This is a genomic window from Micromonospora sp. NPDC047527 (assembly GCF_040643015.1).
GTDB lineage: Bacteria > Actinomycetota > Actinomycetes > Mycobacteriales > Micromonosporaceae > Micromonospora.
This window is the reverse complement of sequence record NZ_JBEYTK010000001.1, coordinates 394,265-411,648: the sequence shown is the minus strand read 5'-3', so window position 1 is coordinate 411,648 and position 17,384 is coordinate 394,265. Positions and strand designations below refer to the sequence as shown.

The following is a 17,384-nucleotide window of genomic DNA, read 5'->3' as shown; positions in this document are numbered from 1 at the left end:
TCACCTGTCGCGCAGCACGTCGCGCAGCCCGCGCAGGTCCTCGAAGGAGTCGAGGTCGTCGACCAGCCACCCGTTGAGGTCGTACTCCCCCAGGCACTGGTCGACGAACGCCTTGTAGCTGTCCAGCTCGCCACCGAGGATCTGGGCGTTGAGCAGCTCGACCCGGGTGTTCTCGTGGTTGCCGGCGTAGTTGCGCTCGTACAGCTCGTGCCGGCCACCGAACTCGGAGCCGACCGCGTCCCAGAGCAGCTTCATGATCTTGACGCGCTCGACCGCCTCGACGCCGCCCGAGCCACGGACGTACTTGTCGAGATAGGGGCGCAGGTCGGGGTTGGCGAAGTCCTCGGCGCTGGAGTTGACGTAGATGAGGCCGCTGGCCACGTCCTGCAGGATGATCTCCCGTACCCGGGCGTAGCCGACCTGCATGAACCAGCGGTACGCCATTCCGTACGCCGGGTTGGGCAGGACCGCGCCGTTGTGCCACGGCACCGGGTTGCGGGCGGCCGCGTCGGAGAGCCCCCAGAACAGGTTGCGCCAGGCCAGCACCTCGCCCAGTCGGCTCTGCACGCCCCGGAAGTCGGACGTCCCCGTCGTGTCCAGGGCCTTGGCCAGCAGGCCGGCGATGAACTCGAGCTTGACGGCGAGGCGCGTGCAGCCGTGGAAGGTGAAGCGCTCGGTGAAGCCGGACTTGCCGGCGAACATCTGCACCTTGCCGAGGTCGCCGTAGATGAACACGTTCTCCCAGGGGATCAGGACCTTGTCCAGCACCAGGATCGTGTCGTTCTCGTCCAGCCGGGACGAGAGCGGATAGTCGAACGGGCTGCCCATGACCGCGGCGCTGGCCGAGTAGGACGGTCGGCAGATCAGTTTCATCCCGGGGGCGTCCATCGGCACGGTCGCGACCAGGGCGAACTCCCGCTTGCGGACCGGCAGGCCGTAGTGGGCCAGGAAGTTGTGGTGGGTCAACGCCGACGCGGTGGCGACCACCTTCGCGCCGCTGACGATCACCCCGGCGTCGGTCTCCCGTTCCACGTGGATGAAGACGTCGGCGACCTCGTCCGGCGGCCGGGAACGGTCCACCGGCGGGTGCACGATGGCGTGGTTCCAGTAGAGAACCTTCTCCTGCGTCTCCCGGTACCAGCGGCGGGCGTTGTCGGCGAACGGCTCGTAGAAGTCGGCGTTGGCGCCGAGCGTGCCGAGGAACGAGGCCTTGTAGTCCGGGCTGCGCCCCATCCAGCCGTAGCTCAGGCGGGCCCACGCGGCGATGGCCTTCTGGTCGGCCACGAGGTCCTCCGCGCTGTGCGGCGTGGTGAAGAACCGGTGCGTCCAGCCCTCGCTGCCGGTGTCGGTCGGCGCGGTCAGCACCGGACGGGACCGCGGGTCGTGCAGGGCGTCGTAGAGCCGGGCGGTCATCCGTACCGGATTGTGGAAGGCGGGGTGCCGGGTGACGTCCCGTACCCGGTCGCCGTAGAGGTAGATCTCCCGGCCGTCACGCAGCGACTCGACGTACTCGTCGCCGGTCATCGGGCGGGTCCGGCGGACCTCGGCCGTCGGTCGGTCTGCCAACTCGGTCATGGGTCGCCTTTCGCCGGGCCGGGCAGGCCATCGGGTCCGATCGGACCGGGCAGCCGTCGCGCCGGCCTGGCCCGCATTCAGCATGGTCAGCGCCGGAGGTTGGGACAAGGCGGTACGCGGCAGAGCGCAACCGGGAAGACGGCGGGCCGTGGTCACCTCCAGCCGGACGCCCGTGACACGGGCACTCCATAGAGCGATGACTTTTTCGGGGCGCTGCCGTCTCAACAGTGAGCCGCAGGACAGCGCGGCCGTAATCGAGAGGACCAAGAGCATGACAACAGTCGACGGGCAGGGGGGCGCAGCCGCCACCCCGGCCGTGGCTCCTCGGGCCACCCGGCGGGAGTGGTTCGCTCTGGCCGTGATGTGCCTGCCCACCATGTTGACGACGGTGGACCTCAACGTCATGTTCCTGGCGTTGCCACACGTCACCGCGGACCTGGGGGCGAGCAGCACCGAGCAGCTGTGGATCTCGGACATCTACGCCTTCCTGATCGCCGGTTTCCTGGTCACCATGGGCACGCTGGGCGACCGGGTCGGGCGTAAGAAGGTCCTGCTGTTCGGCGGCGCGGCGTTCCTCGCGGCGTCGCTGCTGGCCGCGTTCGCGACCTCGACGATCGTCCTGATCATCGCCCGTGCGCTGCTCGGCGTGGCCGGCGCGACGCTGATCCCGTCGATCCTCGCCCTGCTGCGGACCATGTTCAAGGACCCGAAGCAGATGGGCGCCGCGATGGGCCTCTGGGGCACGTCCCTGATGGCCGGTGTGGTGCTCGGCCCGGTGGTCGGGGGTCTGATGCTGGGCGCCTTCTGGTGGGGCTCGGTGTTCCTGCTCGCCGTCCCGATCATGGGCCTGCTGCTGCTCGCCGGCCCGGCGCTGATCCCCGAGTCGAAGGACCCGAGCGCGGGCCGTCTGGACCTGTTCAGCGTGGCGCTGTCGCTGCTGGCCATCCTGCCGTTCGTCTACGGCCTCAAGGAGCTGGCGCGTGAGGGCTGGGCGCCGGTGCCGCTGATCGCCCTGGTGGCGGGGCTGGTCTTCCTGGTCGTCTTCCTGCGTCGGCAGGCCCACCTGACCCACCCGCTGCTCGACCTGAGCCTGTTCAAGATCCGCGCGCTCTCGACGGCCCTGACGATGGCCCTGATGATCGCCTTCGTCATGGGCGGCGCCGGTCTGATGGGCAGCCTCTACATGCAGATGGTCGAGGGCCTCACCCCGGTGCGAGTCGGCACGCTGCTGCTGATCCCGTCCGTCGTGATGATCGTCGTGGGCAACCTGGCGCCGGCGATCGCCCGCAAGGTCCGACCCGCCTACGTGCTCGCCGGCGGCTCCCTGATCGCGGCGGTCGGCATGGTGGTGCTGACCCAGGTGGGCAGCACCGCCGGTTTGACCACCCTGCTGGTCGGTCTCGGGATCGTCTACGTCGGTGGCGCCTCCATCGGCCCGATGACCCCGTTCCTCGTGATGTCGTCCACGCCACCGGAGAAGGCCGGCGCCGCCGGTTCGCTCTCCTCGGCCGTCGGCGAGCTGGGCGTCGCCCTGGGTGTGGCCATCCTCGGCCTCATCGGCACCGCGACCTACCGGGGTCAGGTAAGCGTCCCGGGCGATCTGCCGGCCGAGGCGGCGGCCACCGCCAAGGAGAGCATCGCGGGTGCCAACGTGGTGGCCGAGCAGGTCGGTGGCTCGCCCGCCGGCGCGCTGCTCGACTCGGCCCGGGAGGCCTTCACCACCGGCCTGAACACCGTCGCGCTGGTCTGCGTCTTCCTCTTCGTCGCCCTGGCCCTGGTGGCGTTCTTCGGGCTGCGGCACGTGCCGTCGCTCGGTGACATGCCGATGCCCGGCATGCCCCCGAAGGAGACGGAGCCGACCTCGGACGCGGCCGTCCCGGCGCAGCCGGTGCACTGAGCCGCACACGTCGCCGTCACACCGCGGCCGCTCCGGTCACCCCTCGCGGGGGCCGGGGCGGCCGGTGTGGCTCCCGGGCACACGCCCGCCGCCCGTTCGGCAGCGCCCGTCCCAACGCGGACTGTCCGACCACCGCCGTCGGCGGGACACGCGGGCGCCCCGGGCCGACGCGCGACCCGGGGCGGTGTCCGGCGATGCGGTCAGCCGGCCGGCGGTACCGCCGTACCGGCCGTGGGCGTGGCGGGCGACGGGTTGCCGGGCGGCGCGGCCGGTCGCAGTGGCGCGTGCCGCAGCACCCGCAGCACCATCGAGGGCCGCATCAGCGCCTGGGGCGGGTCCATCAGCCCGGCCACCCGCATGAAGCCCTCGGTCACCCGGGCGTCCCTGGTGGCCGCGTACTGCAGCCGCGCCATGTAGGAGTTGACGACCCGCACCTGCAGGGTGCGCCGCCCCTGGACGCCCGGGAAGTCCAGGTCACCACCGGCGGAGATGTCCCACGGGGTGTCGATCACCCGGGACATGTCGGCCATGAACTCTCCCGTCCGTGGCGGTCGGCCCCGCCGCAGATGCTCCCGCAACGTCAGCGCCTCGATGGACGCGACGCTCATCCCCTGCCCGTAGACCGGGTTGAAGCTGCACACCGCGTCACCCATGACGAGGAGCCGGTCGGGCATCCGGGTCAGCCGCTCGTAGCGACGCCGGACACTCGCCGGGAAGGTGAACGACACCGGGTCGTCGAGCGCCTCGGCGTCCCGTACCCCGTCATAGACGTCCGGCACCGGTAGCGAGCGGGCGAAGGCGAGGAACCCCTCGTGGTCGGTCGGCGGATGGTCGCCCAGCACCCCGGTCAGCGAGAGGATGCAGACGTCGCGGCCGACCTGCCCGAAGAAAGCGCCACGAGGGTGCGCGGGCGAGGCGACCGGGTTGATCGACTGCACGCCCTCGAACATCTCCGGACGCAGCCGGTAGTGCCGCGTTGTGTAGGCCAGCCCGACCTTGACCCGGTCCTCGTCCGGCCGCCGGTAACCGAGCTCCGCCAGCCACGCCGGGGTACGCGAGCCGCGCCCGGTGGCGTCGACCACCAGGTCCGCCTCCCACTCCTGGGGCGAGGCGTCCACGGCGCGGGAGCGGACCCGGACACCGACGACGCGCTCCCGATCGTCGGTGGTGACCAGGCCGAGGACATCGTGCTGTTCCAGGAACCGGACGTTGGGCAGGGCCGCCACCCGGCTGCGGACGTGGTGTTCCAGCACCGGTCGGGGCGCGGTCACCGAGACCAGGCCGGTGTGGGCGGGGCGGATCTTGCGGGCGTTGAAGAACCAGCGCATCTCGCCGAGGTCCCCGGTCGGCACACCCTCCGCGGTCAACTCGTCGGTGATGCCGGGGAAGAGTTCCTCCATGTTGAGGTGACCGCGCGCGTGCAGGCCGTGCGCGTGCACCGTGTGCGGTGCGCCGCGCCGGGGCCCACGTACGCCCAACAGCGTGTCCCGGTCGACGACCAGGACCTCGCCGTAGGACTCGGCCAACACCCGGGCGGCGAGGACGCCGGCCATGCTGCCGCCCAGCACGACGGCGCGTCTACCGATCTCACTCACTGCGGCAACCTCCTGACGACGACGACCGTTTCCTCGGTCGGCGACGACGTGGCCCGTGCGGCCCCAGCGGTCGCCGCGCCGGCCACTGCGGTCAGCGTCACCGTCACCCGGTGCCGGTCGCATCCTTTGCCGTGCGCTACGGCTGACGCCCGGTGCCGGCGTGCCCGAAGAGGGCTGCCGTGTACCGCCGCCGTGCTACGGTTCTGGCCGACCGTCATCGAACAGTTGCTGTCGGGAGCGGGGCACGATCTGTGAGCCGTGTCAGGGTCAACTCCACCCAGTTCGAGGCGCGCCCGTCGATGCCCGTCGACGAGGCGACCTTCGCTCGTCTGGTCGAGGGTCACCGCCGTGAGTTGCAGGTCCACTGCTACCGGATGCTCGGGTCCTTCGAGGACGCCGAGGACCAGGTCCAGGAGACCTTCCTGCGCGCCTGGCGCAAACGGGACACGTTCGAGGCCCGGTCCACCTTCCGCGCCTGGCTCTACCGCATCGCGACGAACGCCTGCCTGGACTTCCTCAGCCGCCACCCCCGACAGCCCCGCGCCGGCCGTGGCCCACTGCTGACCGAGGGCGCCGCCCGTCCCACCACACCGGACGAGGTGTACTGGCTACAGCCCTATCCGGACCGGCTGCTGGAGCCGGCCGCGCCGGCCGACGCGGAGCCCGACGCCGCGGTGGTCGCCAAGGAGACCATCGAGCTGGCGTTCCTGGTCGCGATCCAGCACCTGCCGGCCCGGCAGCGGGCCGTGCTCATCCTGCGTGACGTCCTCGGCTGGCCCGCCGCCGAGACGGCCGAGCTGCTGGAGGTCAGCGTCGCCTCGGCCAACAGCGCCCTGCAACGGGCCCGGGGCAACCTCAAGGACCACCTGCCGCCGCACCGCATCGAGTGGGCGGCGGCGGAGGACGCGACAAGCGAGGAGCGTGCGCTGCTCCAGCGCTACATGGGGGTGTTGGAGCGCGCCGACACCGGCGCGATGGCCGAGCTGCTGCGGGAGGACATCCGGATCACCATGCCGATGTCGGTGCCGTGCGTGCCCGGCATGCCCGACCCGGCCTGGTGGGGCCGGTCGTCGTTCCTGTCCAGCCTGCGCGACGTCCTCGACCCGGGCTCGCCCGCCTACCTCGGCCAGTGGCGCAGCGTGCCGACCCGGGCCAACCGGCAGCCGGCGGCGGCCCACTACGTACGCCGTCCGGGCGACACCGCCTTCCGGCCGCAGGTGCTGGAGGTGCTCCGGATCGCCGACGGCAAGATCGTCGAGATCACCGCCTTCGAGCCGGACCTGTTCCCGGCGTTCGGCCTCCCGGCAGCTCTCTGACCCGGCCGCCCCCGCGTGGGGCGACGACCACCCGTGCCTCGATCCGGGTGACCTCCCCGCCGCACCGCCGCCCGCTACGCATTCGGGGAGATGCGGGGCATGTCCAGGCTCTGTGATCCTCGGGTTGACCGGCCGCGCAGACCGCCGCCCGTCCTCGGTGGAGCAGCCCCGCGCCGTACCCCCGCGAGGCCAACCGGGACCGTCCGCACCACCCAGCAACCATTCCAAGGAGGGTGCTTTGCTCACCACCGATGTCCCGACGTCCGAGGACCTCGTCCGACGCGCCTCCGACCTCGTACCCCTGTTGCGCGGGCACGCGGCCTGGTCCGAGGAGAACCGCCGCGTCCACGACGAGACGATCGCCGCGCTGGCCGACGCCGGCGTCTTCAAGCTGCGCCGGCCCGTCCGGTACGGCGGCTACGAGGTGGACACCCGGACGCTGGTCGAGGTCGCCTCGGAACTGGGCCGGGGTGACGGCTCCGCGGCCTGGGTCGCCTCGGTCTACTGGATCCCCACCTGGATGGTGGGCCTCTTCCCGGACCACGTGCAGGACGAGGTCTTCTCGACCCCCGACGTGCGGGTCTGCGGCACGCTGAGCCCCAGCGCCACGGCCACCACGGTCGACGGCGGCATCGTGGTCAACGGCAAGTGGGGTTTCATCAGCGGCGCGCCGCACGCCCACTGGCAGGAGATCGTCGCGGTGCAGTTCAGCCCGCAGGGCGAGCCGATGCCGATCGTGGCGCTCGTGCCGATGTCGGACCTGCAGGTCATCGACGACTGGCACACCAGTGGCCTGCGCGGCACCGGCAGCGTCAGCACCGTCGCCCAGGACCTGTTCGTCCCCGCCGACCGGGTGCTGCCGTTGGGCGCCATCGTGCAGGGGCAGGGCGTGTCGGCGGCCAACGCGGGCTCGCCCATCTACCGCTCTCCCCTGCTGCCGGTCGCGGCGGCGTCCTCGGTCGGCAGCGTCGTCGGCCTGACCCGGGCGGCCCGCGAGGTGTTCTTCGAGCGGCTGCCCGAGCGCAAGATCACCTACACCGACTACGACAGCCAGAAGGACGCGCCGATCACCCACCACCAGGTGGCCGACGCGGTGCTGAAGGGCGACGAAGCGGAGTTCCACGCGCAGCGGCTGGCGACCCTGGTCGACGACCGGGCCACCGGCGGCACACAGTGGACCCTTGAGGAGCGGGCTCGCGCCCGGGCCGAGCTGGGCGCGGTGTGCCGGCGCGGCAAGGAGGCCGTGGACGTCTTCGCCCTCGCCAGCGGCGGCTCATCGGTCTACAACGACGTGCCGATCCAGCGAATCGCCCGGGACGTGCAGGCGATCAACCTGCACGCGCTGATGAACCCCACCACCAACGCGGAGCTGTACGGCCGGATCCTCTGCGGCCTCGCCCCGAACACCCTCTACCTCTGACGTCCCCCGCTACGACGGAAGGATCCCATCCCGTGACCACGAACAGCCTCGCACCGGACGTGTCCGCAGACGACCAGGCCGCCATCGCCGCGGTGCCTGGACGCATCGTGCAGGCGTGGGCGGCGCACGACGCCGACGCCTTCGCCGACGTGTTCACCGCCGACGGCACGATGATCCTGCCCGGCCTGTTCCAGAGGGGCCGCGACGACATCCGTGACTTCATGGCCAAGGGCTTCGCCGGGCCGTACAAGGGCACCCAGGTGACCGGTCAACCCTTCGACATCCGCGTCCTCAGCACCGACGTGGCCCTCCTGCTCACCGACGGCGGCGTCCTCGGCCCGGGCGAGACGGAGGTTCCCACCGAGCGCGCCATCCGCGCCTCGTGGCTGCTGGTCCGCACCGACGACGGGTGGCGACTGGCCGCGTACCAGAACAGCCCGCGCGACGCCGGCTGACCCGGCCCGTCGACGGCGCCGGTCGGAGTCCCCCTCCGACCGGCGCCGTCGCCGTGTCCCCCCATCCACCAGCGCAGCGAGGAGAGCGAACGTGCAGATTCTGGTCACCGGAGGCACCGGCTACATCGGGTCGCACACGGTCGCGGCCCTGTACCGCGCCGGGCACACGGTGCGGCTGCTGGTCCGTGACCCCGGCGCCGTGGACGGCGCGCTGGGGCCGCTCGGGTTGTCCGGGCGGGACGTACAGACCGTCGTCGGGGACGTGACCGACGCGACGTCGGTGCGCCGGGCGGTCGACGGCTGCGCCGCGGTGCTGCACGCCGCCTCGGTCTACTCCTTCGACACCCGCCGGCACGCCCGGATGCGGGCGGTGAACGTCGGCGGCACGGAGGTGGTGCTCGACGCGGCCATCGAGGCCGGCGCCGACCCGGTCGTGCACGTGTCGTCGTTCGTCGCCCTGGCGCCGACCGGCGGGCGTCCGCTCAGCACCCACCTGCCGGTGGGCCGGCCACGAGAGCGGTACATGGCCACCAAGGCCGCCGCCGAGGAGGTCGCCCGCCGGCACCAGGACGCCGGAGCGCCGGTCGTCATCACGTACCCGATGGCCACCCTCGGGCCCCACGACCCGCACGTGGGCGACCAGCTCGCCCGGCTGCGCGCGTTGCTGCGCGGGCAGCTACCCATCTGGCCGGGCGGTGGGTTCCCGGTCGGCGACGTCCGCGACGTCGCCGACCTGCACGTCGCGGCGCTGCGCCCCGGGCAGGGGCCGCGCCGCCTGCTGGCGGCCGGCCGGTACCTGTCCACCAGGGAGTTCGTCGCGACGGTACGCGAGGTCACCGGGCGCCGGCTGCCGGTGGCCTACCTGCCCTCGGCCGCGGTGCTGCCGGTGGGCGCCGCCACGTCGTCGCTGCAACGCCTCTGGCCCTGGCACATCCCGGTGGAGTACGGCGCGGTCTACACCTGCCACTGCGACGTCCGGACCGACCCCGACACGCCGGCACCGACCCGCGCGGTCGCGGAGACGATCCGGGACGCCACGCGGTGGCTGCACCGCAGCGGTCTGATCACCAGACGGCAGGCCGGGCGGGCGGCACAGCCGGCCTGACCGGCCACACCAGACGACGCCGGCGGTGACCCTCGCGGGTCACCGCCGGCGTCGTGGTGCCGGGTCAGGCGCCGCCCCGCCCGCCCAGCACGTCGACGAGAGTCTGCCGGAAGGTGGTGACCATCGACCGGACGGTGCTCTCGACGAACAGGTTGGTGGTGAAGCCCACGCTGCCGACCAGGCCGCCCTCGGGGGACGCCTCCAGCCCGAACAGCACCCCGTCGGGGATCTGCGAACCGACCGAGGCCGACACCATCCGCCGGCGCATCGCGGCGAAGTGCAGGTCGCCGTGCTGCTGGCCGAACATCATGTCCGGCGACTGGGTCACCTGGAGCACGCACGCCGCGGCGTTCGGGCCGATGGCGTCGTTCATGACGTCCGGCGCCTCCTCCAGGATCTGGATGAACGGCAGCTCGTGCGCGTACGCCGCGAGACAGGCCGCCCGGGCGCGGGCGATCACGTCCCGGAAGTCGCCGACGCCGGTCAGGTCGACCCGGATGGGCAGGAAGTTGTAGAACGAACCGACCGTGTTCTGCACCCAGGCCGGGTGACGTCCGGGGGTGAAGGTCGGCACCACCAGGTCCGTCCTGCCGGTCTGCTCCCGCAGCTGGGTCAGGTACGCGGCCAGCAGCACCATGAACGGGGTGCTGCGGGTGGCCGCCGCCAGGTCCGCCGTGGCCCGCCGGAACTCCTCGTCGAGCAGGAAGCGGTACCAGGAGGTGACGAAGGGTTCCTCGGACCGGGTGCGGTCCGTCGGGACGGCGACCACCTGCGCGCCCCGCAGGTTCTCCCGCCAGAACTCCCGCGCCCGGCGCACCTTGTCGCCGGCCTGGCTCTCCTGCTGCCACCGCACGTACTCCCGGTACTGCCGCATCGCCGGCAGCTCCGGCGGGCGGCCCTCCCGCCGCGCCGCGTAGAACTCGGCCACGTCGCGCAGCACCAGGTGCACCGACCAACCGTCCACGGCGGTGTGGTGGGCGGCGAGGACCAGCACACCGTCGTGGGCGTCGAAGCGCCCGAGCACGGCGCGCAGCAGCGGCATCTCGTCGATGCCGAACACGTCGGCCTCGATCTCGTTGGCCAGGTCCTCGGCGACCAGGTCGCGGTCGCGTTGCGGCCCGGCGCGCAGGTCGCGTACCTCCAGCGGGACCGCGGCCGGCGGGCGCACCAGCTGGTACGCCTCCGACCCGTCGCGCACGATCGACGTGCGCAGCGTCTCGTGCCGCACCACCACGTCGTCGAGGGCCCGACGCAGCGTGTCGACATCCAGCTCGCCGGTGACCCGCCAGCCGCCGACGATGGTGTAGCGCGGCCCGAACGGCCCGGTGTGGTCGCCGTGGTCGATGTGGTGCAGGAACTCCTGTTGCAGGGAGAGCGGGACACGGGTCGGGGTCTGGGCCGTCGGGTCACCAGCCGGCGTCGGCGGTGGCAGCAGGGTGTCGGTCATCGGGCTCCCTTCCATCAGCCGGCCGGCTGCTGCGGCGACGACCAGTGCAGGCCGTCGGTGGAGGGCACCAGCCCTCCGGCTCGTACCGGAACGTTCTCGTCGGTGCTCTCGCCGAGCTCGGCCTGGATCTGGATCCGGGTGCCCTCCTTGGACACCGACCGGGCCAGGGCGGAATTCAGCAGGTCGCGGTCCTCCCCGGCCTCCTGCACCGGCTGCGCCACCAGATCGGCGAGCTCGTGGTACGCCTCGTCGCGGCCCCGGGCGTACGCGCCGGAGGAGACGAGGGCGGCCTCGTTGGAGGAGCCGCCGCCGACGAGTTCCACGAAGGACTCCATCTCGGAGACCGTGTTGTTGGTGACCTTCTTCGCCTTCCAGAAATAGGAGGTCTCGTCCTGGTGCATGTCGTAGAAGGCGACCAGGAAGTCGTGGAACCGGGCGTACTCGCGCCGGTACCGCACCTCGAACTCCTCGAAGCAGGTCGTCTCGTCGAGCCCTCCCCGCAGCGCCGTGTTGATCGACCGGGCGGCCAGCAGAGCGCTGTAGGTGGCCAGGTGCACGCCCGAGGAGAAGACCGGGTCGATGAAGCACGCCGCGTCGCCGACCAGGACCAGGCCGGGCCGCCAGAACTTCTCCTGGATGTACGAATAGTCCTTGCGGATCCGGACCTCGCCGTACGGGCCCTCGGTGACCCGGCGGGCGTCGGAGAGGTAGTCGGCGATCATCGGGCACTGCTGGATCAGGTCGAGCAGAGCCTGCTCCCGGTCGCCCCGCGCACGGTCCAACGCCTCGGGCATGAGCACCACGCCGACGCTGGTCAGCTCCTCGGTGAGGGGGATGTACCAGAACCAGCCGGCGTCGAACGCGACGGCGAGGATGTTGCCCCGGTTCGGGGCGGGCATCCGCTTGCCCCCCTCGAAATAGCCGAACAGGGCCAGGTTGCGGAAGAACTCGGAATATCGCCGCTGGCCGCCCACCCGGGTGTGGATCCGGCTCTTGTTGCCGGAGGCGTCGACGACGTACCGGCTGCGCACCTCACGTCGTACCCCGTCCGGGCCGGCGTAGAGCACCCCGTTGACCCGGTCGGTGTCCGCGTCGGTGAGCACGTCGACCACCGACGTCTCCTCCTGGACCTCGACACCCTTGCGTCGGGCGTTGTCCAGCAGGATCTGGTCGAAGCGCATCCGTTCCACCTGGTAGGCGGTGGCGGAGTCACCGGCGAACTTGGCGGAGAGGCCGAAGGAGAAGGTCCACGGCTCGGGGTTGGCGCCCCACCGGAACGTGCCGCCCCGCTTGGGCATGAAGTTGGCCTGACGCAGGTCCTCCTCGACGCCAAGGATGCGGCAGATGCCGTGCACGGTCGACGGCAGCAGCGACTCCCCGATCTGGTAGCGCGGGAACCGCTCCTTCTCCAGCAGCAGCACCCGGTGGCCCTGCATGGCCACCAGGGTGGAGATAGTGGAGCCGCAGGGTCCACCGCCGACCACCACCACGTCGTAGTCGTACTCGTTGTCCGTCATCGGATCTCCCTACTCGGCGTACGTCCGCGCTCAGCGCAGTTCGACATCGCTCTGCCCGATGGCGGCGACCAACTCGCCCCGGCTCAGCGCGGCGCCGACCTGCTCGATCTCGTCGGCCATGAAGCGGTCCCGGTCGAGGGTCGGCGCGATGCCCCGGACGAACTCGTACGCCGCGGCGGAGGCGGGGCTGAGGCCGGCGCGTCGCTTCGAGATGTCCACCGCCTGGGCGGCGGCGAGCAGCTCCACCGCCAGGATGTACTGGTTGTTGGCGAGCACCCGACGGGCGTTGCGGGCGGCGATCAGGCCCATGCTCACCACGTCCTGGTTGTCGCCGTTGGACGGCACACTCTGGGTGCTCGCCGCGCCGATCGTGCGGTTCTCGGCGACCAGGGCCGTGGCCGGGTACTGCGCACCGGCGAAGCCACTGTTCAGACCCGGGTCGCCGGTGACCAGGAACTCGGGCAGACCGTAGCTGAGGTGCCGGTTGAGCAGCCGGTTGGTGCGGCGCTCGGACAGGACGCCGAGCTGGGTGAGGGCGATCGTCACGAAGTCCATCGCGAACGCGATCGGCTGACCGTGGAAGTTGGCCCCGTGGAAGACCTCGTGCCCCTCGAAGAAGAGCGGGTTGTCGTTCGCCGAGTTCAACTCGATGTTCAGCTTGTTGGTGGCGTGGTACAGGGTGTCCCGTACCGCGCCGAGGACCTGCGGGATGGCCCGCAGCGAGTACGCCTTCTGCATGTACACGTCGGTGCGCTGGACGTCGACGCCGTCCTGCTTGCCCTCCTGGAGCTGGCTGCGCAGCTGGCGGTGCTCGACGGTGAGCGCGCTGCCGCGCATCAGGGTCCGCATGTTCGCCGCGCTGTCGATCTGGCCCTGGTGCGGCCGGGCCACGTCGTGCCCCTCGGCCAGGAACGGGCTGGTGGATCCCTGCAGCGTCTCGATCACCAGGGCGGTGACGATCTCGGCCTGCCGGACCTGGTCCATCGACCTGCCCACGACCAGCGCGCCGAGGCCCGTCATGGCGGAGGTGCCGTTGATCAGTGCCAGGCCCTCCTTGAAGCGCAGTTGCATCGGCTCGATGCCGTGCTCGCGCAGCACCTCGCCGGTGGGCACCCGCCGGCCGTCGCGCAGCAGGTAGCCCTCACCGATCACGGTGCAGGCGATGTGCGCCAACGGCGCCAGGTCACCACTGGCACCGAGGGAGCCGATCTCCGGGATGGCCGGGGTCAGGCCGAGGTTGAGGTAGAGCGCCAGCCGCTCCAACAGCTCCGGGCGGACCGCGGAGTGCCCCTTGGACAACGCGTTGAGCCGGGCGGTCACCACGGCCCGCGCCTCGTCCTGGGCGAACAACGGACCCACCCCGGCGGCGTGGCTGCGAACCAGGTTGGTCTGCAGCTCCACCTCCTTGGCCGTGTCCACCAGCATGTAGATCATCTCGCCGTAGCCGGTGGTGACCCCGTACACCGGCACGTCCTGGCGCACGATGTCCTCGAACAGCATCCGGCTCTTGCCCGCTCGGGCCAGCGACGACGCCGCCACCTCGATGGGTGCGCCCTCCTCTGCGACCCGTCGCACCCCCGGGATGTCGAGGTCCTCGCCCGTGATTGCCACCGCCTGCGTGGTTCTGGCCAACGTCAATGCACTCACTCCATCGCGTCCGTGACAGCACTCAGGTCTGCCGATTCCGCTGGTATCGAACGGTCGTGGGCCACGCGCGCCGCCTCGATCAGGGCGGCCATGCCGGCCAACGTGTTGTGGGTGAAGCAGTCCCGCAGCGCCACCGTGACGCCGAGGCGTCGCCGGATCCGCGCCACGAGCGGTGGGACGAGCAGGGAGTCCCCACCGGCGGCGAAGAACGTCGACTCGGCGTCGAACCGCCCTCCACCGAGCAGGTCCGACCAGATCTCGGCCAGCGCCTGCTCCACCGGGCCGGTCGGTGCCCTACGGTCCGTCGACGGCCTCGGTGCGGACAACCGGCGGCGATCCACCTTGCCCGCCACCGTGCGGGGCAACCGGCCGGGCACCGACTCGAACGAGACGAGCACCATCGCGGTGCCGAACCGCCGGCGCAGGTGCGCCCGCCACTCGCCGACCCCGCCGAGCGGGCCGCCGTCGGGCCCGCGACGCGGTACGACGTACGCCGCGAGCCGGACCACCAACCCGTCCCGGTCGGTCACCGGAACCACCGCGCACTCCGTCACCCCGTCGTGCGCGGCCAGCGCCGCCTCGACCTCGGCCAGCTCCACCCGTGAGCCGAGGAGTTTGACCTGCTGGTCGCCGCGCCCCCGGAACTCCAGCAGGCCGTCCCACCGCCGCCGCGCGAGGTCACCGGTGCGGTACCACCGCGGGCCGGTGTCGTCGTCGAGGTGGCCGGAGGGTGGCCGGAAGGCTGGCCCAGGCCCGTCGGCGCCGACATAGCCGTCGCAGACGTACCGGCTGCGCACCACGATCTCACCGGTGACGCCGGTCGGGCAGGGCCGGTCCGCCTCGTCGAGGACCAGCACCTGCCGCCCCGGAATGGGTCGGCCGATCGGCACGGTCGCCGGCACCGGGCCGGTGATGTCGTGCCAGGTGGCCGCGATCGTCTCGGTCGGGCCGTACATGTTCGTCAGCCGGGTGGCCGGCAGGGCACGGCGGAACCCGTCGACGAGTTCGCCCGACAACGCCTCGCCCATGAGCACCAGCCGGGCCAGGCCGGTGGGCCGGTCGGCCGGCTCCCGGGCCGCGACGACGGCCAGCAGCTCCCGGGCGAAGCTCGGCACGGTCTGCAGGAAGGTGATCCGCTCCCGCACCAGCCAGTCGACGAACTTCTCGGGGTGCACGCGGATCCGCTCCGGCACCGGGTGCAACGTGCCGCCGCCGACGAGCGTGGCGAACACCTCGCAGATGCTCGGGTCATGCTCCGGTGTGACCCACTGGGCCACCCGGGCGCCCTGGCCCAGCTCCAACGCGTCGGCCATCCACCCGACGAACTGGGCCAGCGCCCGGTGGGTCTGGGCGATGCCCTTGGGCCGGCCGGTCGAGCCGGAGGTGTAGGCGACGTAGGCGGTCCACGAGCCCGGGTCGGCTGCCGTGACGGCGCTCGGCTGGCCCGGGCCGACGGCGGCCACGGCGCTCGGCTGGCCGAGGTCGACGGCCCGCGCGACGCTCGGCTGGTCCGGGAGGGCTGTCACGTCGATCAGCCGGCCGTTGAGTTCGTCCCGGAACCAGCGGGCCAGGTCGTCACCCGGATCCTCACCCATCCGCAGGAGGCAGGCCGGCAGAATCTCGGCCAGCACCGCCCGACCCCGCTCCCCCGCGTCGCCGGCACCGAACCACACCACGTGGCCGCCGGCGCGCAGGACGCCCAGCGACGCGGCGAGCTGCCACGGACCGGGCGCCATCCGGACGACAACCGGCGCGCCGACGACGGGCAGCGCGCTCAGGTGGGCGGCCAGGGACGCCGCGCGGCGCTCCAACTCGTCGTACGTCCAGCGCTCGTCCACACCGGCCACCGCGATCGCCTGCGGGATCCGTGCGGCGTGCGCGGCGATGCTCTCGTACACGGGTGGGGGGTCGGTGGTCGTGGCCTGCGGCGCCGGGTCGGCTGCCGTCGGCTCGTCCAGCGGCAGCCGGTCCAGCGGCGTGTCCGGGGCGTCGAGCGCGGCCGACAGCAGCGTTCGGACCTGGCCGAGCACCCCGGCCGCCGAGGCCGCCTCGAAACGGTCCCCCCGGAATCCGAGCGTGCCGGTGACCGAGGGCCAGGTCCGGCGAACGGTGAGCACCAGGTCCGCGACGGTGGGACCGCCGTCCGCCACCTTCGCCGCTCGGGTCCGGGCACCGGCCAGCCGCAGCTCGGCCTCCGACGTGTTGACGGCCAGCACCACATCGCAGAACGGGACCCGGCCCGGGTCGCGGTGGACGGGCAGCGCCCCGACCAGCCGCGCGAACGGCAACTCGCCGTGGGCGGTGGCGGCCCGGAGCACGGCTGCGGCGCGCCCCACCGTCTCGGTGAAGGTGGGTGCGCCGTCGAGGTCGCCCACGAGCACCAGCAGGTTGTCACAGGGGCCGACGAGCCCGGTGAACTCCTCCGGGAGCACCGGCACGGGCAACGCCACGCTGACCCGGTCGTCGTCGCCGTACCGGTGCAGGACGGCCTGGAGCGCGGCCAGCAGCACCACCGTCGGGCTGGTCTCCCCGGCCCGACAGAATGTGGCGAGCCGGCCGGACAGCTCGGTGCCCCAGTCGAACGGGACCAGGCCGGCGGGGAGCGACGGTCGGGTGCCGGGGTCGACGGGCAGCGTCACCGGTGGGGGCACCGGGGTGAGGGTGTCGGTCCACCAGTCCAGCAGCCGCCGGCCGACCGGCCCGGCGACCAGCTCGCGCTGCCAGCGGGCGTAGTCGGCGTAGCGGGGAGCCGGGGGCAGCGGCACCGGACGCGCCGGCGCCGGCCGCGCACCGGCGGCGTAGCAAGTGGACAGCTCGTCGACGAGCACGGAGACCGACCGGTCGTCGGCCACGGCGCGGTGCAGCGCCAACACCAGCCGGTACGCGGTGCGGCCGGTCCGCACCAGCGTCAGTCGCGCCAGCGGGCCGTCGGTGGCGTGCTCCGGGGCGGCGGCGGCCGCGGCGCAGACCCGGTCGGCGCGGCGGTCGATCTCGGCACCGGCCAGGTGGGTCAGGTCGACGTGGACGAAGGCGCCCTCGGGGTCGGCGGTGACGACCGGCATCGGCCGGTCGTCCACCTCGGCCAGCCGGGTCCGCAGCACCTCGTGCCGGCCCAGCACCGTGCGCCACGCCACCCGCAGCGCCTCCGCGTCGACCGTCCCGTCGACCCGCCAGGTCCGGACGATCCGGTGCACGCCCCGGTACGGGGCGAGGTGGTCTAGCAGCCACATGCCGTCCTGTGCCCAGGACGTGCGGACGGGGTCGGCACCCGTCTCGGGCGTACCGGCCAGCGTCGTGTCCCTGCTCATCGCCACGGTCGAATCGTGGCACGTGACAATGAAGCCGGTCTTCTCAACAAATGCGATCCCGGAAATAGAGCACGCCGGGTCGGTGACGGGAATTCCACCGTC

Annotated in this window: 11 protein-coding genes; 5 read left to right on the top strand and 6 right to left on the bottom strand. The window is 72.3% G+C overall.

Going from position 1 to position 17,384, the window contains the following annotated elements:
- Window positions 1-1,575 carry a 4-hydroxyphenylacetate 3-hydroxylase N-terminal domain-containing protein gene (locus ABZ808_RS01705; protein ID WP_356999438.1) on the bottom strand — a complete coding sequence of 525 codons (1,575 nt, stop codon included), beginning with the start codon at window positions 1,573-1,575 and terminating at the stop codon, window positions 1-3.
- Window positions 1,576-1,846: 271 nt separating this feature from the next.
- Between ABZ808_RS01705 and ABZ808_RS01700 the strand changes: the two genes are divergently transcribed.
- Entirely contained in the window at window positions 1,847-3,472 is a 1,626-nt protein-coding gene (locus ABZ808_RS01700; RefSeq protein WP_356999436.1) for an MFS transporter, read from the top strand.
- A 200-nt stretch (window positions 3,473-3,672) separates the two neighbouring features.
- On the opposite strand, the gene ABZ808_RS01695 is transcribed toward ABZ808_RS01700, so the two are convergent.
- Complete coding sequence (locus tag ABZ808_RS01695) at window positions 3,673-5,067, bottom strand: FAD-dependent oxidoreductase (protein ID WP_356999433.1); 1,395 nt, start codon at window positions 5,065-5,067, stop codon at window positions 3,673-3,675.
- A 251-nt stretch (window positions 5,068-5,318) separates the two neighbouring features.
- On the opposite strand from ABZ808_RS01695, the gene ABZ808_RS01690 reads away from it, so the two are divergent.
- From ABZ808_RS01690 to ABZ808_RS01675, 4 genes are all read left to right on the top strand, one after another.
- Complete coding sequence (locus ABZ808_RS01690; RefSeq protein ID WP_356999429.1) at window positions 5,319-6,383, top strand: RNA polymerase subunit sigma-70; 1,065 nt, start codon at window positions 5,319-5,321, stop codon at window positions 6,381-6,383.
- A 238-nt stretch (window positions 6,384-6,621) separates the two neighbouring features.
- Window positions 6,622-7,803 (top strand): acyl-CoA dehydrogenase family protein, encoded by a 1,182-nt coding sequence (locus tag ABZ808_RS01685; protein WP_356999426.1) that lies wholly within the window; start codon window positions 6,622-6,624, stop codon window positions 7,801-7,803.
- 32 nt (window positions 7,804-7,835) lie between these two features.
- A complete protein-coding gene (locus tag ABZ808_RS01680; RefSeq protein WP_356999423.1) occupies window positions 7,836-8,258 on the top strand; it encodes an SgcJ/EcaC family oxidoreductase in 423 nt (140 codons plus the stop codon).
- Between the two features lie 91 nt (window positions 8,259-8,349).
- Window positions 8,350-9,363, top strand: a complete 1,014-nt coding sequence (locus ABZ808_RS01675; protein WP_356999421.1) for an NAD-dependent epimerase/dehydratase family protein — start codon at window positions 8,350-8,352, stop codon at window positions 9,361-9,363.
- A gap of 64 nt (window positions 9,364-9,427) precedes the next feature.
- On the opposite strand, the gene ABZ808_RS01670 is transcribed toward ABZ808_RS01675, so the two are convergent.
- From ABZ808_RS01670 to ABZ808_RS01655, 4 genes are read right to left on the bottom strand one after another with little or no spacing between them, the layout of a single operon-like run.
- Entirely contained in the window at window positions 9,428-10,810 is a 1,383-nt protein-coding gene (locus ABZ808_RS01670) for a condensation domain-containing protein (protein ID WP_356999418.1), read from the bottom strand.
- A gap of 14 nt (window positions 10,811-10,824) precedes the next feature.
- Window positions 10,825-12,327, bottom strand: a complete 1,503-nt coding sequence (locus ABZ808_RS01665) for a tryptophan 7-halogenase (RefSeq protein ID WP_356999416.1) — start codon at window positions 12,325-12,327, stop codon at window positions 10,825-10,827.
- Between the two features lie 30 nt (window positions 12,328-12,357).
- The gene (gene cmdF, locus ABZ808_RS01660) at window positions 12,358-13,965 is read right to left on the bottom strand and encodes a tyrosine 2,3-aminomutase (RefSeq protein ID WP_356999414.1); all 1,608 of its coding nucleotides are present in this window, start codon (window positions 13,963-13,965) and stop codon (window positions 12,358-12,360) included.
- Window positions 13,966-13,970: 5 nt separating this feature from the next.
- The gene (locus tag ABZ808_RS01655) at window positions 13,971-17,282 is read right to left on the bottom strand and encodes an AMP-binding protein (RefSeq protein ID WP_357002692.1); all 3,312 of its coding nucleotides are present in this window, start codon (window positions 17,280-17,282) and stop codon (window positions 13,971-13,973) included.
- Between the last annotated feature and the right edge of the window lie 102 nt (window positions 17,283-17,384).